General features: G+C 71.9%; 25 protein-coding genes. 8 read left to right on the top strand and 17 right to left on the bottom strand.

Annotation, left to right across the window (positions count from 1 at the left end; genetic code table 11):
- Positions 1–31: 31 nt before the first annotated feature.
- From ygfZ to ACZ6Z8_RS36645, 3 genes are all read right to left on the bottom strand, one after another.
- A complete protein-coding gene (ygfZ, locus tag ACZ6Z8_RS36655) occupies positions 32–994 on the bottom strand; it encodes a CAF17-like 4Fe-4S cluster assembly/insertion protein YgfZ (protein WP_465614360.1) in 963 nt (320 codons plus the stop codon).
- A gap of 19 nt (positions 995–1013) precedes the next feature.
- Positions 1014–1478: a Fur family transcriptional regulator gene (locus tag ACZ6Z8_RS36650; protein ID WP_380411313.1), complete on the bottom strand. Its 465-nt coding sequence runs from the start codon at positions 1476–1478 to the stop codon at positions 1014–1016.
- Positions 1479–1569: 91 nt separating this feature from the next.
- The gene (locus ACZ6Z8_RS36645) at positions 1570–2172 is read right to left on the bottom strand and encodes a heme-binding beta-barrel domain-containing protein (RefSeq protein WP_465614332.1); all 603 of its coding nucleotides are present in this window, start codon (positions 2170–2172) and stop codon (positions 1570–1572) included.
- 346 nt (positions 2173–2518) lie between these two features.
- On the opposite strand from ACZ6Z8_RS36645, the gene ACZ6Z8_RS36640 reads away from it, so the two are divergent.
- Positions 2519–2881, top strand: coding sequence for a DsrE family protein (locus ACZ6Z8_RS36640; protein WP_396244745.1), 363 nt, complete (start codon positions 2519–2521; stop codon positions 2879–2881).
- Here ACZ6Z8_RS36640 and ACZ6Z8_RS36635 read toward each other — a convergent pair.
- The 7 genes from ACZ6Z8_RS36635 to ACZ6Z8_RS36605 form a co-directional block, all read right to left on the bottom strand.
- Entirely contained in the window at positions 2878–3162 is a 285-nt protein-coding gene (locus ACZ6Z8_RS36635; RefSeq protein ID WP_465614331.1) for a DUF3099 domain-containing protein, read from the bottom strand. The two genes, ACZ6Z8_RS36640 and ACZ6Z8_RS36635, sit on opposite strands and share 4 nt — an antisense overlap.
- 65 nt (positions 3163–3227) lie before the next feature.
- Positions 3228–3518, bottom strand: a complete 291-nt coding sequence (locus tag ACZ6Z8_RS36630; protein WP_030288989.1) for a DUF1416 domain-containing protein — start codon at positions 3516–3518, stop codon at positions 3228–3230.
- 40 nt (positions 3519–3558) lie between these two features.
- Complete coding sequence (locus ACZ6Z8_RS36625) at positions 3559–4392, bottom strand: sulfurtransferase (protein ID WP_402829291.1); 834 nt, start codon at positions 4390–4392, stop codon at positions 3559–3561.
- 244 nt (positions 4393–4636) lie between these two features.
- Positions 4637–4717, bottom strand: coding sequence for an Ms5788A family Cys-rich leader peptide (locus ACZ6Z8_RS36620; RefSeq protein WP_350517234.1), 81 nt, complete (start codon positions 4715–4717; stop codon positions 4637–4639).
- 240 nt (positions 4718–4957) lie between these two features.
- Positions 4958–5680 (bottom strand): LmeA family phospholipid-binding protein, encoded by a 723-nt coding sequence (locus tag ACZ6Z8_RS36615; protein WP_465614330.1) that lies wholly within the window; start codon positions 5678–5680, stop codon positions 4958–4960.
- Positions 5681–5832: 152 nt separating this feature from the next.
- The gene (locus ACZ6Z8_RS36610) at positions 5833–7212 is read right to left on the bottom strand and encodes a hypothetical protein (protein WP_465614329.1); all 1380 of its coding nucleotides are present in this window, start codon (positions 7210–7212) and stop codon (positions 5833–5835) included.
- Positions 7213–7217: 5 nt separating this feature from the next.
- On the bottom strand, positions 7218–7511 hold the full coding sequence (locus tag ACZ6Z8_RS36605; RefSeq protein ID WP_360434113.1) for a MoaD/ThiS family protein: 294 nt from the start codon (positions 7509–7511) through the stop codon (positions 7218–7220).
- Positions 7512–8166: 655 nt separating this feature from the next.
- On the opposite strand from ACZ6Z8_RS36605, the gene ACZ6Z8_RS36600 reads away from it, so the two are divergent.
- The 5 genes from ACZ6Z8_RS36600 to ACZ6Z8_RS36580 all read left to right on the top strand — a co-directional run bounded on the left by ACZ6Z8_RS36600 (position 8167) and on the right by ACZ6Z8_RS36580 (position 13776).
- Positions 8167–8898: a response regulator transcription factor gene (locus ACZ6Z8_RS36600; RefSeq protein WP_465614328.1), complete on the top strand. Its 732-nt coding sequence runs from the start codon at positions 8167–8169 to the stop codon at positions 8896–8898.
- 119 nt (positions 8899–9017) lie between these two features.
- Positions 9018–10076 carry a LacI family DNA-binding transcriptional regulator gene (locus ACZ6Z8_RS36595; RefSeq protein WP_465614327.1) on the top strand — a complete coding sequence of 353 codons (1059 nt, stop codon included), beginning with the start codon at positions 9018–9020 and terminating at the stop codon, positions 10074–10076.
- A 154-nt stretch (positions 10077–10230) separates the two neighbouring features.
- Entirely contained in the window at positions 10231–11430 is a 1200-nt protein-coding gene (locus ACZ6Z8_RS36590; RefSeq protein ID WP_465614326.1) for a S1C family serine protease, read from the top strand.
- A gap of 88 nt (positions 11431–11518) precedes the next feature.
- Complete coding sequence (locus ACZ6Z8_RS36585; RefSeq protein ID WP_465614325.1) at positions 11519–12289, top strand: response regulator transcription factor; 771 nt, start codon at positions 11519–11521, stop codon at positions 12287–12289.
- A complete protein-coding gene (locus ACZ6Z8_RS36580) occupies positions 12286–13776 on the top strand; it encodes a sensor histidine kinase (protein WP_465614324.1) in 1491 nt (496 codons plus the stop codon). Before ACZ6Z8_RS36585 ends, ACZ6Z8_RS36580 begins: the two co-directional genes overlap by 4 nt.
- Positions 13777–13855: 79 nt before the next feature.
- On the opposite strand, the gene ACZ6Z8_RS36575 is transcribed toward ACZ6Z8_RS36580, so the two are convergent.
- From ACZ6Z8_RS36575 to ACZ6Z8_RS36550, 6 genes are all read right to left on the bottom strand, one after another.
- The gene (locus tag ACZ6Z8_RS36575) at positions 13856–15655 is read right to left on the bottom strand and encodes a bifunctional metallophosphatase/5'-nucleotidase (RefSeq protein ID WP_465614323.1); all 1800 of its coding nucleotides are present in this window, start codon (positions 15653–15655) and stop codon (positions 13856–13858) included.
- Positions 15656–15871: 216 nt separating this feature from the next.
- Complete coding sequence (locus ACZ6Z8_RS36570; RefSeq protein WP_465614322.1) at positions 15872–17221, bottom strand: ATP-binding protein; 1350 nt, start codon at positions 17219–17221, stop codon at positions 15872–15874.
- Positions 17222–17285: 64 nt separating this feature from the next.
- Positions 17286–18875, bottom strand: coding sequence for an SCO6880 family protein (locus tag ACZ6Z8_RS36565; RefSeq protein WP_465614321.1), 1590 nt, complete (start codon positions 18873–18875; stop codon positions 17286–17288).
- Between the two features lie 7 nt (positions 18876–18882).
- The gene (locus ACZ6Z8_RS36560) at positions 18883–19926 is read right to left on the bottom strand and encodes a hypothetical protein (protein WP_465614320.1); all 1044 of its coding nucleotides are present in this window, start codon (positions 19924–19926) and stop codon (positions 18883–18885) included.
- Between the two features lie 226 nt (positions 19927–20152).
- Positions 20153–20965, bottom strand: coding sequence for a hypothetical protein (locus ACZ6Z8_RS36555; RefSeq protein ID WP_465614319.1), 813 nt, complete (start codon positions 20963–20965; stop codon positions 20153–20155).
- A 188-nt stretch (positions 20966–21153) separates the two neighbouring features.
- Positions 21154–21504 (bottom strand): hypothetical protein, encoded by a 351-nt coding sequence (locus ACZ6Z8_RS36550; protein ID WP_046386924.1) that lies wholly within the window; start codon positions 21502–21504, stop codon positions 21154–21156.
- A gap of 248 nt (positions 21505–21752) precedes the next feature.
- On the opposite strand from ACZ6Z8_RS36550, the gene ACZ6Z8_RS36545 reads away from it, so the two are divergent.
- A complete protein-coding gene (locus ACZ6Z8_RS36545; RefSeq protein WP_465614359.1) occupies positions 21753–22868 on the top strand; it encodes a C40 family peptidase in 1116 nt (371 codons plus the stop codon).
- A 210-nt stretch (positions 22869–23078) separates the two neighbouring features.
- Entirely contained in the window at positions 23079–23798 is a 720-nt protein-coding gene (locus ACZ6Z8_RS36540; protein WP_465614318.1) for a phosphatase PAP2 family protein, read from the top strand.
- Between the two features lie 17 nt (positions 23799–23815).
- Here ACZ6Z8_RS36540 and ACZ6Z8_RS36535 read toward each other — a convergent pair whose 3' ends face one another.
- Positions 23816–24010, bottom strand: a complete 195-nt coding sequence (locus ACZ6Z8_RS36535; protein WP_465614317.1) for a hypothetical protein — start codon at positions 24008–24010, stop codon at positions 23816–23818.
- Between the last annotated feature and the right edge of the window lie 154 nt (positions 24011–24164).

Here is a 24164-nt window from a genome sequence, read left to right as displayed (position 1 = left end):
AGCGGTCCGGGGTTCCGGGGTCCGGCCGGCACTACTGCGGGACGATCACGTCCTGGGTGCCCGGAACCGTCCCGGCCAGCAGCACCGCGTCCACCGGGACGTTCCGCTTGACGATCGCCAGCGCGATCGGCCCCAGCTCGTGGTGCCGGGCCGAGGAGGTCACGAAGCCCAGCGAGCGCCCGTCCGGCTCGGAGGCCAGCCGCACCTCGGTGCCGTGCGGGGGCAGCGTCTCCTCGGTGCCGTCCAGGTGCAGGAAGACCAGCCGGCGCGGCGGACGGCCCAGGTTGTGCACCCGGGCGACGGTCTCCTGGCCGCGGTAGCAGCCCTTCTGCAGGTGGACGGCGGTGCTCAGCCAGTCCACCTCGTGCGGGATGGTCCGGTGGTCGGTCTCGAAGCCGAGCCGGGGCCGGTGGCCCTCGATCCGCAGGGCCTCGTACGCCCAGACCCCGGCCGCCGGGCCGAACCCGGCGGTGACCTCCGCCAGTTCGGCGCGCGGCACGAACAGGTCCCGCCCGTACGGGAGTTCGCGGACGGCGGCGGCGCCCTCGACGGAGCCGGTGGAGCCGGCCGGCAGGTGGACCACGGCGTAGTCGGCGGTCGCGTCGGCGACCTCCACCCGGTAGAAGAACTTCATGCTCTCCAGGTAGGCCACCAGCGCGCCCTGGGTGCCCGGCTCGACGTGGGCCCAGGTGGTGGTGCCGTCGTCGACCAGGTAGAGCGCGTGCTCGACGTGCCCGTTCGGGGAGAGCACCAGCGCCTCGGTGGCGTGCTGCGGCTCCAGCCCGCTCACGTGCTGGGTGAGCAGCAGGTGCAGCCAGGAGAGGCGGTCCGCGCCGGTGACGGTGACCACGCCGCGGTGCGAGAGGTCGACGAAGCCGGTGCCCTGCGACAGGTTCCGTTGCTCACGGAAGATGTCGCCGTAGTGGGCGGCGACGCCCTCGTCGGCCCCCTCGGCGGGGACGGCTCCGGGCAGGGCAAGCAGCGGACTCTTCACACCGGTCATACCGGCCAGCTTACGACCGGCCGTCCGCCTGCTTCGCGGTGCAGTCGGCGCAGCGGCCGAAGATGGCGAAGTGCTTGAGGTCGGTGTCGAAACCGTGCTCCTCGCGCAGCCGGTCGATCAGCGGCTGGGCGATCTCGGTACCGGTCTCGGTGACCTTCTCGCAGTCCCGGCAGACCAGGTGCAGGTGGTGGTGGCGGCCGGCCAGGTGGTACGTCGGGGCGCCGTGGCCGAGGTGGGCGTGCGAGACCAGGCCCAGCTCCTCCAGCAGCTCCAGGGTCCGGTAGACGGTGGAGATGTTGACGCCGCTGGCGGTCTTGCGGACGTGGCAGAGGATGTCGTCGGGGGTGGCGTGGTCGAGGACGTCCACAGCCTCCAGCACGAGCTGCCGCTGCGGCGTGAGGCGGTAGCCGCGCTCGCGCAGGTCGGCCTTCCAGTCGCCGGAGAGCTGCCAGTCGGTGGTGCCGGTGTCCGCCACGGTTCTGTCCCTGCCAAGGTCGGGGGTCCTGAGGCAAGTGTAGGGACCGGCCGGGGGCCGGTCCCTACCTCGTGCACAGACCGTGCGGTGCCTACTTGAAGAAGGCGATGCCGTCGTCCGGCAGGTCGTTGATGTCCTTGATCAGCTGGGCCGGGCTGAGCACCTTCTTCAGCTGGGCGGACATGTACGGGCGCAGCGGCACGTTCGGGGCGGCCTTCTCGCCCACCCAGAGCAGCTCGCCGTTGACGAAGCCGTACAGCCGCTTGCCGCCGGAGTACTCCGGGGAGCCCTCGATCCGGGCCACCGCGTCGGTGGACACGTCGACCTGCGGCTTGCCGTCGGCCAGCTCGCCGTACCAGATCTCGACCGTGCCGTCGTCACGGACGGAGGAGATCTCGATGCCGCGCGCGCCGGTGGTGCCGTCGTGGTTGCTGGTGATGCGCCAGAACGCGTGCTCGTTCTCCAGCGGACGGACCTTCTCGCCCTCCTCGTTCAGCACCCAGGTGCGGGAGCGGAACTCCAGGAAGGGGCGGCCGTCGTGCCGGATCACGATCTCCTGGCCGAAGTTGCACTTCTCCTCGCCCGGGCCCCCCTCGTTCGGCAGAGGGGCGTAGACGCCCGCGCCCTCCCAGGTGCCGAGGAGGAAGGCGAGCGGGACGACGTCCTTGTGGAGGTCAGAGGGGATCTCGATCATGTTCCTGGTCACTGTCGTGGTCGGTGCGGTCTGCCTCAACCGTACGGCAGGGTCAGCGCTGGCCCTGGTAGAGCTTCATCACGGAGAAGATGGCGAACCAGGTGATCAGCACGGCCATGAGGGCCAGCAGACCGTCGAAGAACATTTCCAGACCGGACACGGGGGGCTCCCAGGCGGCGACAGTTGTGGTGGATTTTGCGGGCTCACTCTATCCGCCGTGGTCCGGCCGGTCGCGGTGAGCCCCGCCACGTCGGGTTTCGCGCCCCGCGCGGGCGCCGTCCAAGGTTTGCCCAAGGGATTCCGCGATGTCGGCGGGCGGGGGCGGCGGGACCTCTAAGGTGGCGCCATGTCGAAGAAGCTCGTCATCAAGGTCACCGCCGGGGCGGACGCGCCGGAGCGGTGCTCGCAGGCCTTCACGGTGGCGGCCGTGGCCGTCGCCAGCGGGATCGAGGTCTCGCTCTGGCTGACCGGGGAGTCCTCCTGGTTCGCCCTGCCCGGGAAGGCGGCGGAGTTCGAGCTGCCGCACGCCGCGCCGCTGCCGGACCTGCTGGAGTCGATCCTGGCCGCCGGCTCGGTGACGCTGTGCACCCAGTGCGCGGCCCGGCGCGGGATCGAGCAGAAGGACACCGTCGAGGGCGTCCGGATCGCGGGCGCGCAGGTCTTCGTCAGCGAGATCACCGCGGACGGCGTCCAGGCGCTCGTCTACTAGGGCGTGTCCCTGTCGTGCGGTTCGTGGTCGGGGTGGTCCCGGTCGTGGCCGGGGTCGTCCCACTTCGGGTCGTCCCAGCGCGGGTCGTTCCACCAGTCGTCCTCGGGATCCCGCTTGTTGGCGAACACCGCGGCGGCGGGCGGGATGACCATCGCGACCACGCACAGGCCCACCGCGGCGCCCACCGAGTAGAACCGCACCAGGCCCCAGGCCAGGACGAACATGCCCAGGCACACGCCCATCATGGCGTAGTAGTAGCGCCGCCGGCGCCTCGTCTGCACGTCTTCCACGGTACGGCCGAGGGCCCCTGCGCGGCAGGGGCCCTCGGCGTGATCGTCCGTCCTGGTCAGACCGCGATCGCGACCTCGACGGCGGTGCCCTGGGAGGCCACCACCTGACGGTCCACGGTCTGGCCCGGGACGAGTGCCCGCAGGGTCCACTTGCCCGGGCGGGCGAAGAACCGGAACTGGCCGGTCGCCGAGGTGGGCACCTCGGCCGTGAACTCGTTGTTCTCGTCCAGCAGCCGGACGTAGCCGTTGACCGGCTCACCGTCGCGGGTCACCGAACCCTGGATGATCGTCTCGTTCGCCACGTCAACTCCTGCCAGGTCCGGGCCGCCGGCCTTCGCACCGCACATGTCTGGTTTTCCCTTCTGACTTACGGGTCGAGCCGGAGGCTCAGTTGCCGAGCTCGATCGGCACGCCGACCAGGCTGCCGTACTCGGTCCACGAACCGTCGTAGTTCTTGACGTTCTGCTGGCCGAGCAGCTCGTGCAGCACGAACCAGGTGAGCGCGGAGCGCTCGCCGATGCGGCAGTAGGCGATGGTGTCCTTCGCCAGGTCGATGCCCTCGGCCTCGTACAGGGCCTTGAGCTCCTCGTCGCTCTTGAAGGTGCCGTCGTCGTTGGCGTTCTTGGCCCACGGGATGTTGCGGGCGCTCGGCACGTGGCCGGGGCGCTGGGACTGCTCCTGCGGGAGGTGCGCCGGGGCGAGCAGCTTGCCGGAGAACTCGTCGGGCGAGCGGACGTCGACCAGGTTGAGGTTGCCGATGGCGGCGACCACGTCGTCGCGGAAGGCGCGGATCGAGGAGTCGGCGGCCTGCGCCTTGTACTCGGTGGCCGGGCGGGCCGGGACCTCGGCGACCAGGTCGCGGGAGTCCAGCTCCCACTTCTTGCGGCCGCCGTCCAGCAGGCGGACGTCGCCGTGGCCGTACAGCTTGAAGTACCAGTAGGCGTAGGAGGCGAACCAGTTGTTGTTGCCGCCGTAGAGGACGACGGTGTCGTCGTTGGCGATGCCCTTGGCGCTGAGCAGCGCCTCGAAGCCGGCCTGGTCGATGAAGTCGCGGCGGACCGGGTCCTGGAGGTCCTTCTTCCAGTCGATCCGGACGGCGTTGCGGATGTGGTTCTTGTCGTACGCGGAGGTGTCCTCGTCGACCTCGACGATGACGACCTTCGGGTCGTCCAGGTGGGCCTGGACCCAGTCGGCGTCGACCAGGACGTCGCTGCGGCTCATGGTGGTGTTCTCCATCCGAGGGCGGTTGGCGGAAGGTGCTGCTCAGCAGGTGCTGCAGGGGTGCCCGAACGGGTGCGGCCCGAATTCCCGTCCGAAATCCTGTCCGAATGACGGGACGGAGGAGCGAGCCGGGGCGACCGGGCGGGGAAGTGCGGGATACGGCGGCGCTCACCGGCCCGAAGAGCCGGGCGAGGTCACCGGAGATATCGGCGGCGGGCGTCAACTGCCCTGCCAGGATGCCGACTTAGCGCATTCGACACAGACAGGCGGCCACGCGGCACAGGTCGACCGCCCGCCGCTTCGTGAGATCCGTCTGTCGCTTCATGCCGACGATGCTAGGGACACCGACGGCCCGCTGTCATCAGCGTATCGAATGCCGAGATCGAAACGGCCGGATGATGGGATTCGTCCTCCGAGCGCTCCGGCGGGTCCGGGCCGGACGCCCGGCGGAGGCGCACAACGGGCGGAAACGGCACCGCTCCGCGCGTCGCGCTGGACAGCGCGTCTCGCGGAGCGGAACGGGAGAGGGAGAAGGAGAAGGAGGGAGGAGCGGGGCGGACTCCGGTCAGCCCAGCAGCTTGACGTCCTTGCCCTCGAAGGACAGCTGGAGACCGTCCGGCAGCGGCGTCACCCCGTCCTTCGCGGCCAGCTTCAGCCCGGCCGGCATCGAGTCCAGGGTGAAGCCGGCCGGAGCGACCTTCCGGTTGGCCAGCCCGGCGAACATCTCGGCCAGCGAACTCAGCTTGAGGCCGTCCACGGTGACGGTGTTGCCCTCGTTGTGCACGGTGGCCTCACCGACCGAGACCGGACCCAGCGAGGCCTTGACCTTGCCCGGACCGCCGTACGACAGGCTCAGCCGGGAGTTGGCACCGCCCGGCAGCGGGGCACCGCCCAACAGCTGGGAGGCCGGGGGGAGCAGCTGGGAGAGGTCCTGGTAGGTGATCACGCCGCTGCCGGTGCCGCTGTCCATGGTGGCGCTGTTCAGGCTGTCGCTCACCTCGACGCCCGAGAGCTTCGCCTTGAAGGAGTGCAGCGCGACCTGCTGGCCGTTGTTCCGGACGGTCAGGCCGTCCGAGGAGATCCGGACGTCGTCCAGCTTCTTCGAGACCGCCTGGGTCAGGAACGGGAAGCCCTCGATCGTGACGTCCGGCCGCCGGCTCATCTGACCGCTCTTCACCAGCTGGTCGGCGGCCTCGTCCTCGGCCACGCCGACCGCGATCCGGTCCGCGCCCACCAGCAGGCCGGCGACCACCGCCAGGCCGATCGTCGCCTTCAGCCATCCGCGCATCGTGTCCCCCGTCGTCGCCGGTCGCCGTCGTCGTTCCGTTCCGGAGCCGTTCCGTCCCGGAGCCGTCCGGACGCGGTTCCTTCCGCACGACCGTACGACGTCCCGCCCCGGAAGGTGGTTCCGGGGCGGGACGGGGTCGTGACGTACCCGGCTCAGCCGGCCAGCAGGTCGGTGGCCATCCAGATCAGCGGCGCGGCCACCGCGAGCGGCAGCGCCACGCCCGCCGTCATGTGCACGAAGCGGGACGGGAAGTCGTACGCCGCGACCCGGCGGCCGATCAGCGCGCCCAGCCCGGCGAGCGCCCCCAACGCCACCGGCGCGCCCACCAGGAAGCCCAGCAGCACCGCCGCGACCAGGCCCAGCACCGGGCCCAGCTGCTTCGGGCCGGGCAGCGGAGCCGCCGCCAGCAGGGTGGCCAGCGCCACCGCGCCCACCCCGGCCGGCACCCAGTCGGCCAGCAGCAGCGTGGTGCACAGCGCCGTCACCACGGTGGCCGAACCCAGCACGGTCAGCGCGTAGAACCGCTCCTTCGGATCCGAGGGGCGGAACGTCTGCAGCACCAGGACCAGCAGGAAGAACCCGCCCAGGGCGCCCACCACGGCCGCCGCGTCGCCGTTGGAGTCCGCCAGCAGCACGGCAACGTCCGCGGCGAGCCCGGCCAGCGCGACGAGCAGGATGCCCTGACGGGCCGGCCACATGCCGTTCAGCCGGAACCAGCCGGCCGCCGTCAGCAGCTGCAGCAGCGCGACCACCAGGGCCAGCGCCACCTGCCCCAGCGCGGCACCACCGGCCAGCAGCGCGGCCACGCCCGCCGTGATCAGGGCGGGCTGCAGGCCCGGGTCGATGATCGGCGAACCGGTCCGGCCGCCGCCCGGAGCGGCGGAGGGCGCGGCGTTCGGCGCGGCGAGCGGGCTCGGCTGCGCGGGGAGGGAGCCGTACGGCGGGGCGGCGGGGGCGTCCGGGCGCTTGAGCGTCATGGTCGGCGGGTCGAAGCCCGCTCCGGCTGGCGGCATGCCGCCAGCGGGCATTCCGGCAGCGGGCATCCCGGCGGCGGGCGCGGCCTGCTGCGGGGCCGGGGCCGCGTGCCGTGCCCGCGAGGGCTGCTGCGGCTGCTGCGGCTGTTGATGCGGCTGCGGCTGCGGCTGCGGCTGCACCGGAGGGTGCTGAACCGGAGGCTGCCCGAGGTGCTGCGGCGGGGCCACCGGCATCGCGCCGGACACCCGCACCGGCGGCAGCAGCGTGGTGGCCCCCGCGTCGTCCAGCGGTGGAACGGGCGGGAGCACGGTGGTGGCGGGCCCGTCGTCGAACGCGGGCACCGGCGGCAACAGGGTGGTGGCCGCCGCGTCGTCGAAGGCCGGAACCGGCGGCAGCAGCGTGGTCGCCGCCTCGTCGTCCACCGGATAGCCGTACGGGTGCTGCGCCGCGTACTGCGGATGCGGCTGGGGCTGCTGCGGGTGCGGCTGGGGCTGCGGGGGCTGCTGCGGCCAGGTGCCGTAGCCGCCGCCGTGGTTCGGGTCGTTCATGTCCGTCACGCCGCTCACCCTCCCGCGAACGGCGGGAGGACCTCGACCGTCCCGCCCTCGGTCAGGGCCACCGTCGCATGGTCCCGGCCGCCCACCTGCGCGCCGTCGACCAGGTACGAACAGTGTCCGAGCAGCTGGACGAGCTTCGGCCGGTCGGCGTGCCGCTCCTTGGCCGCGGCCAGCGCCTCCGCCAGGGTCGCCGCCTCGTACGGCTCCTCGGCCAGCCCGGCCTCGGACTTCGCCGCCGCCCAGTAGCGGATCGTCCCGCGCGCCCGGGCGCCGCTCGCGGGCTCGGTGGTCGCGCCCATCGGGCCACCCCTTCCGTTCGTCCTCGCCCGGTCCCGGTGGCCCGGTCCGGCTCGCCACCGGAGCTCCCGCCCGACCACCCGAACGATGGACCCGGGCAGCGCCGCCGATGTGCGTCCCATGATGGCGTGTCCGCCGGTCGGAGCGGCAATCGCCCTGGCCGGACCGGCCCGGGGCGGCGCGCGAAGCTGTGGCCAGGCTCACCCGGCGCGCGCCCGGATTGGGTGAACCGCCGGATTCGCGCACTCCCGGCGCGGAGTGCGGTCGGCTATCCTCATGGACCAAGAGGGATCCGGGCAGAGTCGCCCCCGGGTCCTTTTGTGCTTTCAGGACGCCAGTACGGACGTTCGTGCGATTCGTCGGCCCACCCCCGGCGCGCCGCAGGAACCGCCCCGCCTCTCGCGGCACAAGGACGTGCCGGCCCGGCGGGGTGTCGTCACCCGGCGCCGGGCCGCCACCCGGGACCGGACCAGACCGGAGGGTTCGCGGGATGAACAGGGCAGGAACGTCGCGCCAGGGGTTGCGGGACCCCCGGCGCGCCACGCGCTCCCCCGAAGCCGCCCGGGCGTCCTCCTCCCTCCCCTCAGCACCTGCGTTCTCCGGCTGCGGCGGCAGCCGGAACGCGACCGCGACGACCCGGAAAGGGGACCACCGGGTATGAGTTCTCTCCTCCTCCTCACCAACGCGCTGCAGCCGTCCGCCGAAGTGCTGCCGGCCCTCGGCCTGCTGCTGCACAACGTCCGGGTCGCGCCCGCCGAGGGATCCGCCCTGGTGGACACCCCCAGCGCGGACGTCATCCTGGTCGACGGCCGGCGCGACCTGCCGCAGATCCGCAGCCTGTGCCAGCTGCTGCGCTCCACCGGCATCGGCTGCCCGCTGATCCTGGTGGTCACCGAGGGCGGCCTGGCCGCCGTGACCGCCGAATGGGGCATCGACGACGTCCTGCTGGACACCGCAGGACCGGCCGAGGTCGAGGCCCGGCTGCGGCTCGCCCTCGGCCGCCTGCAGGTCGCCGTCGACGACAGCCCGATGGAGATCCGCAACGGCGACCTCTCGGTCGACGAGGCCACCTACTCGGCGAAGCTCAAGGGCCGGGCACTCGACCTCACCTTCAAGGAGTTCGAGCTGCTCAAGTACCTCGCCCAGCACCCCGGCCGGGTCTTCACCCGGGCCCAGCTGCTGCAGGAGGTCTGGGGCTACGACTACTTCGGCGGCACCCGGACGGTGGACGTCCACGTCCGGCGGCTGCGCGCCAAGCTCGGCGTCGAGAACGAGCAGCTGATCGGCACCGTGCGCAACGTCGGCTACCGCTTCGTCGTCCCGGAGAAGGCCGAGAAGAGCGAGCGCCCGGACCTCTCGCAGCGCCCTTCGACCCCGCTGGAGGCCTGACCGGACGGGCCGGGCGGGCCGCCCCCCGCCCGGTCCGTCCGGATCCGTCCCGGTACGACCCCCCCAAGCGGCCCCAGGTCCCACTGCCGCCCCGGGGGCCACACGCGTAGACTCCCTCCGTGGCCAAGGTGACGCGCGACGATGTAGCCCGACTGGCTGGGACCTCGACCGCGGTCGTCAGCTACGTGATCAACAACGGGCCGCGCCCGGTCGCGCCCGCGACCCGGGAGAAGGTCCTCGCGGCGATCGAGCAGCTCGGCTACCGGCCGAACAGCGTCGCCCAGGCGATGGCCTCCCGACGGACCAACCTGATCGGCATGGTCGTCCCCGACGCCCGCCAGCCCTTCTTCGCCGAGATGGCCCACGCCGTCGAACGGGCCGCCTCCGAACGCGGCAAGCTCGTGCTGATCGGCAACTCCGACTACGTCGACGACCGCGAGGTCCACTACGTCCGCGCCTTCCTCGGCATGCGGGTCTCCGGGCTCATCCTGGTCAGCCAGGGCCCCTCGCAGCGCGCCGCCGAGGAGTTCGCCGCGATGGAGGGCGCGAAGGTGGTGCTGCTGCACCGCCGCCCCGAGGCGATCGACGACGTCGCGGTGGTCACCGACGACGTCGGCGGCGCCGAGGCCGTCGTCCGCCACCTGCTGGAGGTCCACGGGCACCCGTACGTGGCCTGCTTCGGCGGCCCGGTGGAGTCCCCCGCCCCCGGCGACCCGGTCATCGACCACGTCGAGGGCTGGCAGCGCGCCATGGACGCCCACGGCGTCCCCACCGCGCCCCACCTGATCGACGCCCCCTTCCACCGCTACGGCGCCTACGAGGTCGCGCTCGACCTGCTGCGCCGGCCGGACCGGCCGCGGGCGGTCTTCTGCTCCACCGACGACCAGGCCATCGGCGTGCTGCGGGCCGCCCGCGAGGTCGGCCTGCGCGTGCCCGAGGACCTCGCGGTAGCCGGCTTCGACGACGTGCCCGAGGCCGCGCTCGCCGACCCGCCGCTGACCACCGTCGCCTCCGACCGCGACGCGATGGCCCGGGCCGCCGTGGACCTGGTGCTGGACGACTCCCTGATGGTGCCCGGATCGGACACCGAGCGGGTCCGCAAGTTCCCGTCCCGCCTGGTCATCCGCCGTTCCTGCGGCTGCAACGGCGCCGCGCCCGGGCGGACCCTGCCGGAATGACCGAACGGGGAAGCGGACGGAGCCACCGCAGCGGAACGGTCGATTCCGCTCCGTAAGCGGCCTGACCAGGCTTTATGAGAAGCCAACGCGCTTCTCGGGGCGTTCTGAGCCGCTTCTCATCCGGTCCTCATCCACCGGGCGGAGCTTGGTCGGCATGAGCGAACAGCAGCAGCACTCCGACGAGCAGTACGGCCCGTACGAGCAGCCCCGCGTCATCGAGGGCACCGTGCTCGGCCACGGCGCCGGCAGCACCGACCCGCGCACCGGGTACGGCGCCGGCAGCACCGACCCGCGCACTGGCTACGGGTACCGGGAGGACCACTCCGGCGGCAGCTTCGACGGACCGCCCCCTCCCCCGCCCATGCCGCCCGAGCCCCCCACCCTGCTCGGCCACCCCGCCGGGCCCGAGGACCACGCCGGCCACGGCGGCCACGGCGGCCGGGCCCGCCACGGCCTGCTGCGCGGACGGCTCGCCCTGGTCACCGCCGTCGCCGCGATCGCCGCCGTCATCGGCGGGGTCACCGGCGGCGTCGTCGCCGCCGACCGGCCGTCCTCCGACTCCCGCGTCGGCACCATCGCCAGCCCGGTCTCCGCCCGCACCGACGGCAGCGCCAACGTGCCCGCCATCGCCTCCGCCGTCTCCCCCAGCGTCGTCCAGATCACCGTCAAGAGCGGCAACGGCACCGCCACCGGCACCGGCGTCGTGCTGAACGACAGCGGCCAGATCCTCACCAACTTCCACGTGATCGACACCGCGGCCAACGGCAGCGGCCGGATCACCGTCACCTTCAAGGACGGCTCCACCGCCCCCGCCACCGTCACCGGCACCGACAAGAAGCTCGACGTCGCCGTGATCACCGCGACCGGCGCCAAGAACCTCTCCCCCGCCGTCCTCGGCGACTCCTCCACCGTGGCCGTCGGCGATCCGGTCGTCGCCATCGGCAACCCCGACGGCCTCACCGGCACCGTCACCTCCGGCATCATCAGCGCCGAGAACCGCGACGTCACCGTCCAGCTCGACGAGGGCTCCACCAGCGGCAACGGCGGCTTCGGCTTCCCCAACCTGCCCGGCCTGCGCGGCAGCATCCCGCAGCAGCAGAGCGGCGCCGACACCACCACCTACAAGGCCTTCCAGACCGACGCCGCCCTCAACCCCGGCAACTCCGGCGGCCCGCTGATCAACGCCAACGGCCAGGTCATCGCCATCAACTCGGCCATGTACGCCCCGAACGGCGCCAACTCCACCGCCGGCGGCGGCAGCAGCACGGCCGGCAGCGTCGGCCTCGGCTTCGCCATCCCGATCAACGACATCAAGCAGGTCCTGCCGAAGCTCGAAGCCGGCCAGAGCCTGTGAGCCACAATCCCTGAGAACCGGTAAGCGTCCGCGAGGCGGACAATTGCTCCCAGCAGGCCCTCCATCCGACGAGAAAGGGCACCAGCCCATGACCCCGTCCGCCGACGACCGCAGCACCGCCGAGGCCGGCCACCCCTCCGCCCGGCTCCTCGTGGTCGACGACGAACCCGCCCTCCGGGACGCCCTGGAGAGCAGCCTCGCCTTCGAGGGCTACGAGGTCGCCACCGCCACCGACGGCTACGAGGCCCTGGAGTCCGTCGAACGCGACAAGCCCGATCTCGTCCTGCTGGACATCATGATGCCCCGGATGGACGGCCTCACCGCCGTCCGCCGGATGCGCTCCCGCGGCGACACCGTCCCCGTCCTGATGCTCACCGCCCGCGACGCCGTCGGCGACCGCGTCACCGGCCTCGACGTCGGCGCCGACGACTACCTCGCCAAGCCCTTCGAACTCGACGAACTCCTCGCCCGCGTCCGCGCCCTGCTGCGCCGCAACGCCCTCGCCACCGAGGCCGCCGCCCGCGCCGCCGCCGAGGACGACAGCGAGGTGCTCGCCTTCGGCGACCTGCGGATGAACACCGCCACCCGCGAGGTCACCCGCGCCGGCAAGCCGGTCGAACTCACCCGCACCGAGTTCATGCTGCTGGAGATGTTCCTCGCCCACCCCCGCCAGGTCCTCACCCGCGAGCAGATCCTCAAGGCGGTCTGGGGCTTCGACTTCGAGCCCTCCTCCAACTCCCTGGACGTGTACGTGATGTACCTGCGCCGCAAGACCGAGCAGGGCGGCATGCCGCGCCTGATCCAGACCGTGCGCGGCGTCGGCTACGCCCTGCGCCCGGCCGCCGGCGCCGGCGCGTGAACACAGTTCCGCCCCCGCCGCTGGCGCCGCCGCGCACCCCGGGCCGACGCGAGCGGATCGTCCACTGGTACCGCTCCCGCTCGCTCCGCGGCCGCCTCACCTTCCTGAGCGCGGCGGCGGTGGCGGTGGCCATCGCGCTGTCGGCGCTGGCGTGCTGGTTCATCGTGGAGAAGCAGCTGTACAACCAGGTGCGGACGGACCTGGCCAGCGCGACGCTGCCACCACCTCCCCGGGTACCCAGCCTCGACTGCTACAGCACCCCGGAGTCCGCGCTCCAGAACCAGTCCCACGGCCTGACGCCCGAGAACACCGGATCGGTCGCGCGGGACACCCAGTACGTCCGGGAAAATCCGACGGGCGTCTGCCTTCCTCCCTACGCGACCAAAGCGATCGAGCTGGAACCCGGCGATTCGAACGTCTTTCTTCTCAAGAACGGCCAATCGATCATCAGGGACGGCCAGTTCACCGACGGGACTCCTGCGGTCGTCCGAGTGTCCCTGACCCATTTCGGGACACGTCCCATCCTCTTGATGGTCGCCACCCCCACCCAGTCCGTCGAGGACTCCCTCCAGGGCCTCGCCATCCTCCTCAGCGCCGTCTCCCTCGGCGGCATCCTCCTCGCCGCCGTCGCCGGCCGCCTCGTCGCCCACTCCTCCCTCAAGCCCGTCGACCGTCTCACCGGCGCCGTCGAGCACATCGCCCGCACCGAGGAAGTCGGCACCACCATTCCGGTGCACGGCGACGACGAGATCGCCCGCCTGTCCACCTCCTTCAACTCCATGAGCACCGCCCTCGCCAACTCCCGCGAGCGCCAGACCCGTCTGATCGCCGACGCGGGCCACGAGCTGCGGACCCCGCTCACCTCGCTCCGCACCAACGTCGACCTGCTGATCCGCAGCGACGACACCGGCCGCCCGCTGCCCCCCGCGACCAAGACCAAGCTGCTGGGCAACATGAAGGCCCAGATGCAGGAACTCACCGTCCTGATCGGCGACCTGCTGCAGCTGTCCCGCCCCGACACCCCGAAGGCCGGCCCCAACCTCACCGTGGTCGCCCTGCACGAGATCGCCGACCGGGCCGTCCAGCGCGCCGAACTCCGCGGTCCCGGTCTGGTCTTCGAGGTGAGCACCGAGCCCTGGTACGTCCACGGCGACGCGTCCGGCCTGGAGCGGGCCGTGATCAACCTGCTGGACAACGCGGTCAAGTACAGCCCGCCCGGCGGCACCATCGAAGTCCGCCTCCACCAGGGCGTGCTGACCGTCCGCGACCACGGCCCCGGCATCCCGCCGGACGAGCTGCAGTACGTCTTCGACCGGTTCTGGCGCTCCCCCTCCTCGCGCCAACTGCCCGGCTCCGGCCTGGGGTTGTCGATCGTCGCGCAGAGCGTCCGGGAGGCGGGCGGTGAGGTCACCCTCGGCCCGGCCGAGGACGGCGGCCCCGGCGCCCTGGCCACCGTACGGCTGCCCGGAGGCCCCTCCCCCGAGTAGCCGCGCGGAGGCCCGGGAAGAACAGGACGGGCGGGGCGCCCCGACAGCGCCCCGCCCGTCGCTCAGGATCGGCTCACGGTCAGTCGATGTCGCTGCCCGGGCCGAGGATCTTGATCCGGTCCTGCGCCGGCGGCTTCAGCGGCGAGGCCGCCGAGCTGTGGGCCGCCAGGTAGGCCGTGAAGACGTTCAGGTCGGAGGCGCCGACGAGCTTGTCGGTGCCCGCCGCGAAAGCCGGGAAGCCGTCGCCGCCGCCGGCCAGGAACTCGTTGGCCGCGACCCGGTACTTGGCGGCCGGGTCGACCGGCGCACCGTTCAGCCGGATCGAGTCCACGACCACCCGGTCCGCGCCGGTCTTGCGCATGTCCAGGGTGTAGTGGAGGTTCGAGGACGCCTGGAGGACCTTCGGCGCCGCCTCGTTGAGCCCGCTCACCTGCTGCTGCAGCAGCTGGACCAGCTGGGCGCCGGTCAGCGTCTTGACCTGCATCATGTTGGTGAACGGCTGGACGGTGAACGCCTCGCCGTAGGTCACCACGCCGTCGCCCTCACTGCCCGAGGCCTTGTACACCAGGTCGGAACGCAGGCCACCGGGGTTCATGAAGGCGACCTGCGCCCCGCCCTTGGGACCCGGGGCGAGCCCCTCCAGCTGCGCGTCGGCGATCACGTCGCCGAGCGGCTTCTCCAGGTCGCTGCTGCCCCGGCCGTTGATGTCCGCGGAGATGTAGCCGATCGGACGGTTGGCGATCGGGGCGGCCAGCTTGGAGTAGCGGTCGATCAGCGCCGTCATGTCCGGCGCCTTCGGGACCGTGCGGCGCACCACGTGGTTCTCGGCCTTGACCGAGGGACGGACGATCTCGCCGGTGGTCCTGTCCAGCTTCATGTCGATCTCGGTGAACAGCCGGCCGAAGGAGGCGGCACTGGTGACCGAGCGCGGCACGCCGTTGGGGTCCGGGATCTCGCAGGCGTACGCGTTGTGGGTGTGGCCGGTGACGATGGCGCCGACGGCCGGGTCGATGTTCCGGGCGATGTCGACGATCGGGCCGGAGACGCCCTGGCCGGCCGGGCCGCAGTCGTAGTTGTAGACGCCGCTGGCCGGGTAGCCGCCCTCGTGGACCAGCGCGACGATCGAGTTGACGCCCTTGGCCTTGAGCTCCGCGGCGTACTTGTTGATCGTGGTGACCTCGTCGGCGAACTTCAGGCCCTTGACGCCCTCGGCGGTCACGATGTTCGGCGTGCCCTCCAGGGTGACGCCGATGAAGCCGATCTTCACCCCCTGGGACTTGGTCACCCAGTACGGCGGCAGCAGGGTCTTGCCGGTCTTCTCGTCGGTGACGTTGGCCGACAGGTAGTTGAAGTTGGCGCCCTTGAACGTGCGGCCGGGCTCGTAGCAGCCGTCGGTCGGGTGGCAGCCGCCCTCCTGCTTGCGCAGCAGCTCCGCCGCGCCCTGGTCGAACTCGTGGTTGCCGACCGAGGTGACGTCCAGCCCGAGCTTGTCCATCGCCTCGATGGTCGGCTCGTCGTGGAACAGCGCCGAGGTGAGGGGGCTGGCGCCGACGATGTCGCCGGCCGCGACGGTGATCGAGTCGTCGGCCGGGATCCGCGCCTTGCGCAGTTCGGTGGCCAGGTACTCGATGCCGCCGGCCGGGGTGGAGACCACCTGACCGGTCGCCGGGTCGACCTCCTTGATCGCGCCGGAGGAGCCGGCCGGGGGCTCCAGGTTGCCGTGGAAGTCGTTGATCGCCAGCAGCTGGAGGTTGACGGTCTTGTGACGCCTGGCGTCGGCGTCGGCGGCCTGAGCGGCCGTCGGCACGACCACCGTGCCGAACAGACCTGCGGCGGCGACGACGGCGAACGCCGCCCGTCGGGATCTGACGGTGAGCATGAGGGAACCCCTGCACTTGGAGGACCGCGCGGCGGCGGAGGACACCGGGCGTGCGCGATGGGTTGCGCGAGTGCAGCCTAGGGTCAACGCGCGTAGCTGTCAGGACGTAGAACGTAACGAGAGCATTACCTGCTGACGAACCATCGCGGCCGGACGCGGACGGGCAGCCTGCGCACCATCACGCCGCCCTCCGGCCGTCCGTCGGCCGCCCGCCGGTCAGACCCCCGGCTCGGCCGCCAACTGCCGTTCGGCCCGCACCCTTTCGGCCACCGCGTCCTCGGTCATCGCGCGGTCGGTGTACACCAGCGGCCGCTCGGTGTCGGTGATGATGTGCTTCACCACCTGGACGTTGCCGTTGACGTCCCACACCGCGATGCCCGGCGACAGGGTCGGGATGATCTCCACCGCCCAGCGCGGCAGACCCAGCACCCGGCCGGTGGCCCGCGCCTCCTCGGCCTTCTGCATGTAGATCGTCCGGGTGGAGGCCATCTTCAGGATCGCCGAGGCCTCCTTGGCCGCCGCACCGTCCACCACGTCCGACAGGTGGTGCACCACCGCGACGAACGAGAGCCCGAGCCGTCGTCCGAACTTCAGCAGCCGCTGGAACAGCTGGGCCACGAACGGACTGTTGATGATGTGCCAGGCCTCCTCGACCAGGAAGATGCGCTTCTTCCGGTCCGGCCGGATCCAGGTGTGCTCCAGCCACACCCCGACGATCGCCATCAGGATCGGCATCGCGATCGAGTTCCGGTCGATGTGCGAGAGGTCGAAGACGATCAGCGGCGCGTCCAGGTCGATGCCGTCGGTGGTCGGGCCGTCGAACATGCCGCGCAGGTCACCGTCGACCAGCCGGTCCAGCACCAGCGCCACGTCCAGGCCCCAGGACTGCACCTCGTCCACCGCCACGCCCAGCGACTCCACCGAGGACAGCTCGGGACTGCGCAGGGTGTCGATGATGTCGTCCAGCACCGGCTGACGGTCCTTCACCGTGGCCACCACATGGGCGTGCGCGGCCTTCAGCGCGAAGCCCGCCCGCTCCTCCAGCCCGCGCCCCATCGCCACCTCGATGATGGTGCGCAGCAACGACAGCTGCCCGGTCTGGGTGATCGCCGGGTCCAGCGGGTTGAGCTTCACCCCGCCGTCCCGGGCCGCCATCGGGTCCAGCCGGATCGACTTTATGCCCAGCGCCTCGGCGATCAGGTTCCACTCGCCCACGCCGTCCTCGCCCTGGGCGTCGAGCACCACGACCTGCCGGTCGCGGAACCTCAACTGCCGCAGCACGTACGTCTTCTCCAGCGCCGACTTGCCGTTGCCGGACTCCCCCAGCACCAGCCAGTGCGGGGCCGGCAGCTGCTGCCCGTACAGCTGGAAGGGGTCGTACACGTAGCCCTTGCCGCTGTACACCTCGCGCCCGATGATCACGCCCGAGTCGCCCAGCCCCGGTGCGGCCGTCGGCAGGTAGACCGCCTGCGCCTGGCCGGTCGAGGTGCGTACCGGCAGCCGGGTGGTCTCCACCTTGCCGAACAACAGGCTGGTGAACGCGTCGGTGAGGTTGCCGAGCGCCATGGGCGGCCTCCTGGTGCCAGCGGTAGGGGTGGACGGGTGCGGTGCGGACGGACGGGCGCGGCGGTCAGCGGCGGATGCCGGTGGCGAACGGGAGGGTGTTGACGAAGGCCCGGTGGTGCTCGCGGTCGCACCACTCCAGCTTGAGGTAGCTCTTGCCGGCCGACGCCCGGATGGTCCGCTTGTCGCGGGCCAGCGCCTCGGGGTTGCGCGAGGAGACCGTGATGTAGCCGACCAGGTTCACCCCGGCCGCGCCGGAGGCCAGGTCGTCGCCGCGCTGGTCCACCCGGCCGGTGTGGGCCAGGTCGCGCGGGTCGACGGTGCGGTTCATCTTGGCCGCGCGGCTGGCCTCCGCCTCGTCGTTGGTCTTCTCGGTCAGCATCCGCTCGATCGCGACGTCGGTGGGCTCCAGGTCCATCGTCACCGCGACCGTCCGGATCACGTCCGGGGTGTGCACCAGCAGCGGGGCCAGGAAGTTGACGCCCACCGGGGTGAGCGGCCACTCCTTGATCCACGCGGTGGCGTGGCACCACGGCTCCCGGGTCGCCGACTCGCGGGTCTTCGCCGTCAGGTACTGCGGGTGGGTCGCGTCCAGCTCGGCCGGCCACGCGTTGCGCCGGGACATCGCCTGGATGTGGTCGATCGGGTGGTCCGGGTCGTACATCGAGTGCAGCAGCGAGGACAGCCGGGCCTGGCCCAGCGGCTGGCGCACCCGGATGTCCGCCTCGGCCAGCCGGGCGCAGATGTCGGTCAGCTCACGGGCCATCACGGCCGCCAGCCCGTCGTCGTCCCGGGACGGACCGCCGGCCGCGCGCTTCTCGTAGGCGTTGCGGCCCATCGCGTGCGCCTCGGCCGCCAGGTCACGGGTGTAGTGCATGCAGGCCACCAGGTACGCCCGGTGCTGCTCCGAGGAGGTCGACACCATCGACTGCAGCTGGTCGTACGACTCCTGCAGCCAGCGCGGCGCGTCGTGGTCACCGCGCCGCTCCACGTCCTTGGCGTGCGCGTCCGGGTCGGCCGGCAGGGTGCGGGCCAGGATCTGCAGCCGGGTCACGAAACCGTCCCCGTTGGCGACGTGCTTCAGCAGCGTCCCGAAGCGGTCGACCAGCGCCTCCTGGTCCTCCGAGTCGCGCAGGCCGACGCCCGGGCCCTCGATCTCGATCGCGGCCGTCACCGTCCGCCGCTCCAGGTGCATCAGCACCCCGACCTCGTCCGGCCCGAACGGCGCGGTCAGCCAGCGCAGCCGCCCCACCCCGGGCGGCGGTCCGATCTCCACCTCCCGGCCGTCCATCCGGGTGCCCGCGTCCATCGCGTCCGAACGCCACACCCCGCGCCCGCGGCGGACCGTCCGGCGGTAGGTGCGGTTGATCTCCACCCACTTGTAGAACGTCCGCTTGCGGTACGGCACGTAGACCGCCGCGATGGCCAGCAGGGGCAGGCCGAGCAGACCGGCGATCCGCAGCGGCAGGACCGGCATCAACAGGCCCCAGAGCATTCCGACGAACGCCCCGAAGATGATCAGCAGGATCTCGCCGGACTCCCGGTTCCGGCCGATCGGCGCGTTCGGGCGGGCCTTGCCGATCAGGTAGGTGCGGCGCTGGTGCACGTACGGCTGGGCGTACTGGGCACCGTACTGGCCGAGCGGTTCGCTGCTCACTTACCCGTCACCCTCCCTTCGCTGGATTGCTGTCGCGGATCGGAACCGGGGCCTGCGGCGGCCCGGCCTGCGGCGGTGGGGCCGGCGTCCGGCCGGCGTGTGCGGCGATGCCGGGCGCGACCGAGCCGCCGCCCGCACCGCCACCACCCGCACCGGCCGCCTGCGGACCGCGGTCGCCGTGGGTGGTGATGCCCTGCTTCATCAGGTTCGCGGTGCCGTTGATCATCGCCGAACCGGCCTGCACCGCGCTCGCCCGGGCCCGGCGCATGTTCAGCATCTCGTCGCCGAAGGTCGGCACGAAGCGGTACACCGCGGCGCTCGCGAAGATGGACAGGAACAGGATCGCCAGCCCGGACAGCACCCGGGCGAAGTCGTCGTTGGCCCCGGCGCCGGTCGCCACCGCGCCCGCCAGACCCAGGATGATCACGATGATCGGCTTCGCCAGGTCCACCGCCAGCATCATCCCGGCCCACCGGCGCACGTGCTTCCACAACTGCCGGTCCACCAGCCCCGCGTACACCGCCGTCCCCAGCAGCGCCCCCACGTACAGCATCGCCGCCCGGATCACCAGCTCGATCCAGAGCACCGCCGCCGCCAGCACCGCCACCAGCGACACGATCACCAGTATCAGCGGGCCGCCGCCGACGTCCCCCTTCTCCAGGGTGTCCGCGAAGCCGCTCAGGTAGGTCCCGGTGTCCGACTTCGTCCCGACCGCGATCGCCTTGGTCAGCCCGTCCGTCACGCTCACCACGGTGAACAGGATCAGCGGCGTGAACGCGGAGGCCACCACTGTCAGCCACAGGAAGCCGACCGCCTCCGAGACGGCCGTCGTCAGCGGCACCCCCCGCACCGCCCGCTTGGTCACCGCCAGCAGCCACAGCACCAGCGTGATCACCGTCGACACCGCGAACACCACGGCGTACTGCTGCAGGAACGACTGGTTGGTGAAGTCCACCGCCGTCGTCCCGTCGATCGCCCCGGACAGCTTCCGCACCACCCACGCCGCCGCCTGGGCACAGCCCTTGGCCAGCGACCCGAGCGGATCGGTCACGGTGCCCACGGTGCCGCTCCCGGGGACACCACCCCCGGGCGGAGCGCAGTACACGTCGTTCCCAGGGAGCGGAACTCCCGGACACGCCGTGTTGGTAACCCCGGCACCGGGGGTGGGCGATGGGTCCGCCATCGCGCGGTTGGCCGCCAACACGACGGAGAAGACGCCGAACAGCGCCGTCCCGGTCACACGGCCGACGATCCGGCGGACGAAGCCCGAGTTACCGTCAGCGGGCATAGCGGAAGCCTCCGAACTGCTCGACGGCACCAGTGATCTCCTCCGCGGTCGCGGCCTGCTGGTCCGGCGGGACAGGAGCCGGGCCCGCCACTCGGCTGAAGTCAGTGAGCTTCCAATCCGTTCCGGCCCATCGCAGACTGAGGTTGAGCGTGAACCACTCTTCGGAGACCGGCTTGGTCGACCGCTCACCGGCCAGTCCGAAGAGGCCGTTGCACCAAACGTCGACCTTGACACCGTCCGCGGTGTAGCCGTTGCTCTTGGTCCCGACCGGGATCGTCCGGCTGACGAAAGTCAACCCCTTGGGGGCCCGCCCCTGTGCGTCCACACCGAACCGGGCTGCCGTCTCCGGCGAGAACCCCTGGTCCAGCCGGCTCTGCAGCGCCCCCGCCGCTCCCGGGTCGGCGATGGTGGCGATGATGGTGTGGCGGCTGTCGGTGCGGAACATGTCCACGGAGCCGATCGCCACCGCGTAGTTGGCGGCGGCGGACTGGGCGCCCTGGTCGCTGTGCGGGAAGCCGGAGGCGATGCCGTTGACGGTGGTGCCGACGGGCTGGTCGCCGCTGGGGGCCGGGCCCGCGCCGGAGCCGGTGCCGGCCGCGGCGTGGTCGGCGGAGCTGCCGCCGCCGTTGCCGGGCTTGCCGCGGTTGGCGATGGAGACGGCGACGACGAGCAGCGTGACGACCACGAGGACGGTCAGCAGCGCGCGGAGCGGCCGTGACTGACGGAGGCTCGCCGGAGCGGAGGGCTGTTCGTCGACCGGCAGCCGCGTACGGGTGTGCGGCTGGTCGTCGGACAACGGCACGGCGGCCCTCCTGGTGCGGGGAGCCGGGGATGCGGCTCCGGGGGCCCTCCGCCCGGGGGCGGGCGCGGACGGAGGGTGGGAACGGGGGTGGAGTCCTGGCTGGTCGGCCACTGGTGGGGTCCGGATGGGGAACCTGCCCTCAGCCGGTCCGGGTCACTGTTGTCCGAGGTGTCCGAGTTGTCCGATCGTCAGATCGCCATGCCGTAGACAATGGTGAACAGAGTCCCGAGTGATCCGATGATGAACACGCCGGTCAGCCCGGCGATGATCAGCCCCTTGCCCTGTTCGGCGCCGAAGCTGTCGCGCATCGCGGTCGCGCCGATCCGCTGTTTGGCCGCGCCCCAGGCCGCGATGCCGAGGCAGAGGATGATGGCGAGCGCCATGATGACCTCGACCATCACCCGGGCTTCCGAGCCGAGGGTCGCGAACGGACCCCAGTCCGGGGCGATGCCGCCGATGATGGTGTCGATGCTCGGCTTCTTGGGTGGGTCCTCGGCCAGGTGGCCGACCGCATAGGTGTGCACGCTGCTCAGGTTCATTTCCATCTCACCGCCCGATCAGGCAAATTCAAGGGCCCTGACCCCGCCCGCGCGAAGGGTCGGTACCTATTCTTGGCCAGATCTGATGTCGACTTGGCTACTTCTCGCGGATTGGTCGTGAGGCATCGGACACGTGCGCGAGGATGTCCACCGTACGAAGGATAGCGCTCACTCTTTGTATCTCTGATGATTGCGGTGAGCAACGCCTTCCGGGACACTTCGACTGACGATTCGTCGGGATGGTGCTGATGGTACTCCGGAAGGCCGGTACGGCCGCCGCTGCGGCGGGAGTTGTCGCGTTCGGGTTCCTCGGTCTGGTGACGATGGGGACGTATGCGGCGAGTGGGACGCCGCAGCAGTCGGCGAATCGCTCGGCGCTCTCTCCCGGAACGGTCCCGGCGGCCTATCAGGATGCCTTCCAGAAGTGGGGATCGCTCTGCCCGGAGATCTCCGCACCGATGCTCGCGGCGCAGCTGTACCAGGAGAGCGGCTTCGACCCGAGGGCCCAATCGCCGGTCGGGGCGCAGGGGATGGCGCAGTTCATGCCGGGCACCTGGCCGGTGTACGCCACGGACGGTGACGGGGACGGCAAGAAGGACGTCTGGAACCCGTACGACGCGATCGCCACGGCGGCGGTGTACGACTGCGCGCTGGCCAAGGACGTCTCCGGGGTGCCGGGCGACCCCCAGGCCAACCTGCTGGCCGCCTACAACGCCGGCCCGTACGCGGTGACGAAGAACGGGGGGATCCCGCCGTACCGGGAGACCCAGGGCTATGTGCGGAACATCCAGGCGATGGCCCGCAGTTTCGCCGCGCCGACCGCGCCGGTGGAGGTGTCCGCGCAGTCGGCCGGCGCGATCTACTTCGCCCAGACCAAGCTCGGCACGCCGTACCTGTGGGGCGGCGAGGGCCTGTCCTCGCAGAACGGGCAGTTCGACTGCTCCGGGCTCACCAAGGCGGCGTTCGCCACCGTGGGCATCGAGCTGCCCCGGGTGGCCAACGACCAGTGGTACGCCGGGCCGCACCCGTCGCGCGATCAGCTGCGGCCGGGGGACCTGGTGTTCTTCGCGACGGACCTGAGCGATCCGCGGAGCATCCACCACGTGGGGATCTACGTCGGCGGCGGCTACATGATCAACGCACCGCACACCGGGGCGGTGATCCGCTACGACAAGATCGACACCAGGGAGTACATCGGGGCGACCCGGGTGACCTCGGACGGCGCCCAGGCGCTGCCGACCCGCGACAACAACGGCAACGGCGCGGTACAGCCCCCGAGCCGGCCCGGCACCACGGCGCCTGCCGCCACCGGCCGCCCCGCGGCCGCCGCCCCGCCCGCCCCGACGGCGGTGGGACGGCCCTGATCGAAGGGGTGGAACCGGCGGGACCGGCCGAGTCGTCCGTCGGTCTGTGTGCGGGCTGTGGACGCTGAGTCAAGTTTCCATAACCCGGCGTTTCCGTGGAACGCTGTGTCCCGGCGATGACGTTGGGTCCGATGGCCCCCCGTCAGCGTTCCGCGCCGGGCGGGCCCCGGCGGGAACGCACAGGTACAGCGGACCAGAAGGAGGTGCGGCGTGTCGACGCCGCTTGCCGACACGACCAACCCCGACCTCGGCCTGCTCTACGCCGTCAACGGCCTGGCCAAGAGCTCCCCGCAGTGGCTCGACCACCTGGTCTCGTGGATCGGCGAGTACGGCATCCTGATCGGCCTCGCGATGCTCGGGCTGGTGGGCTGGCTGCAGGCGAGGCGCCGTCCGGACGCGCCGGTGGCGATCGCCGGGCTGCTCTGGGTGCCGCTCTCGGTGGCCGTCGCCGAGCTGGCCAACCTGCCGATCGCCGCGATCGTGGACCGGCCGCGGCCCTTCGTCGACCACCCCGGGCTGCTGGTGCTGGTGGACGGCAAGGCCGGCACCCACTCCTTCGTCAGCGACCACTCGACCATGACGATGGCCGTCGCGGTGTCGCTGTTCCTGGTGAACCGGAGGCTGGGCTGGATCGCCGGGGGCCTGGCCCTGCTGCAGGGCTTCTGCCGGATGTTCATGGGCGTCCACTACCCGACCGACGTGATCGGCGGCTACGCGCTCGCCGCCGCCGTGGTGCTGCTGCTGGCGCCGATCGCGATGGCGGTGCTGGTCCCGTTCTGCCACGCGCTGGGCCGGACGGCGGTCGCCCCGCTGATCCGGGCGCCGGAGCGCGGCGGTACGGCCCGTGGCGCGGCCCCGCGCGGCCGTCGGCGCGGGCGGGGGGCGGTGCGCTCCGAGGAGCAGCCGCCGGAGTCGGATCTGGCGGCCTGATCCAGGCCCCGGCCCGGCTAGTCGGCGGGCTCGCCGCCGTACTCGGCGGCGTGGTCGGCCGCCTCGCGGCGGGCCAGGTCACGGGAGCGGCGGGCGGCGGAGTACCAGCCGCAGCTGCAGGTCGCGAAGGCGAAGGAACCGCGTTCGCCGACCGCGACGCGGTGCTCGGGCATCCGGGTGGTGCCGGGGACGGTCGGCAGCTCACTGTGCACGTGGTTCACCGTAACGCGCCGGACGGCCGGTGCGCGACGCCCCGGGTTTCCCCGGTTCCCGTAACCCTTCGCGGCTCAACTCGTTTGCCCGGAAAGAGCTCTGCCCGCCCGGAGGGGTCCGGAGGGGCAGTCGGGCCCGAGGGGGTTGTCGCGA

Source organism: Kitasatospora sp. NPDC101108 (genome assembly GCF_055584725.1).
Note: the sequence above shows the minus strand (reverse complement) of the source record. Positions and strands in the feature narration are given on the sequence as shown.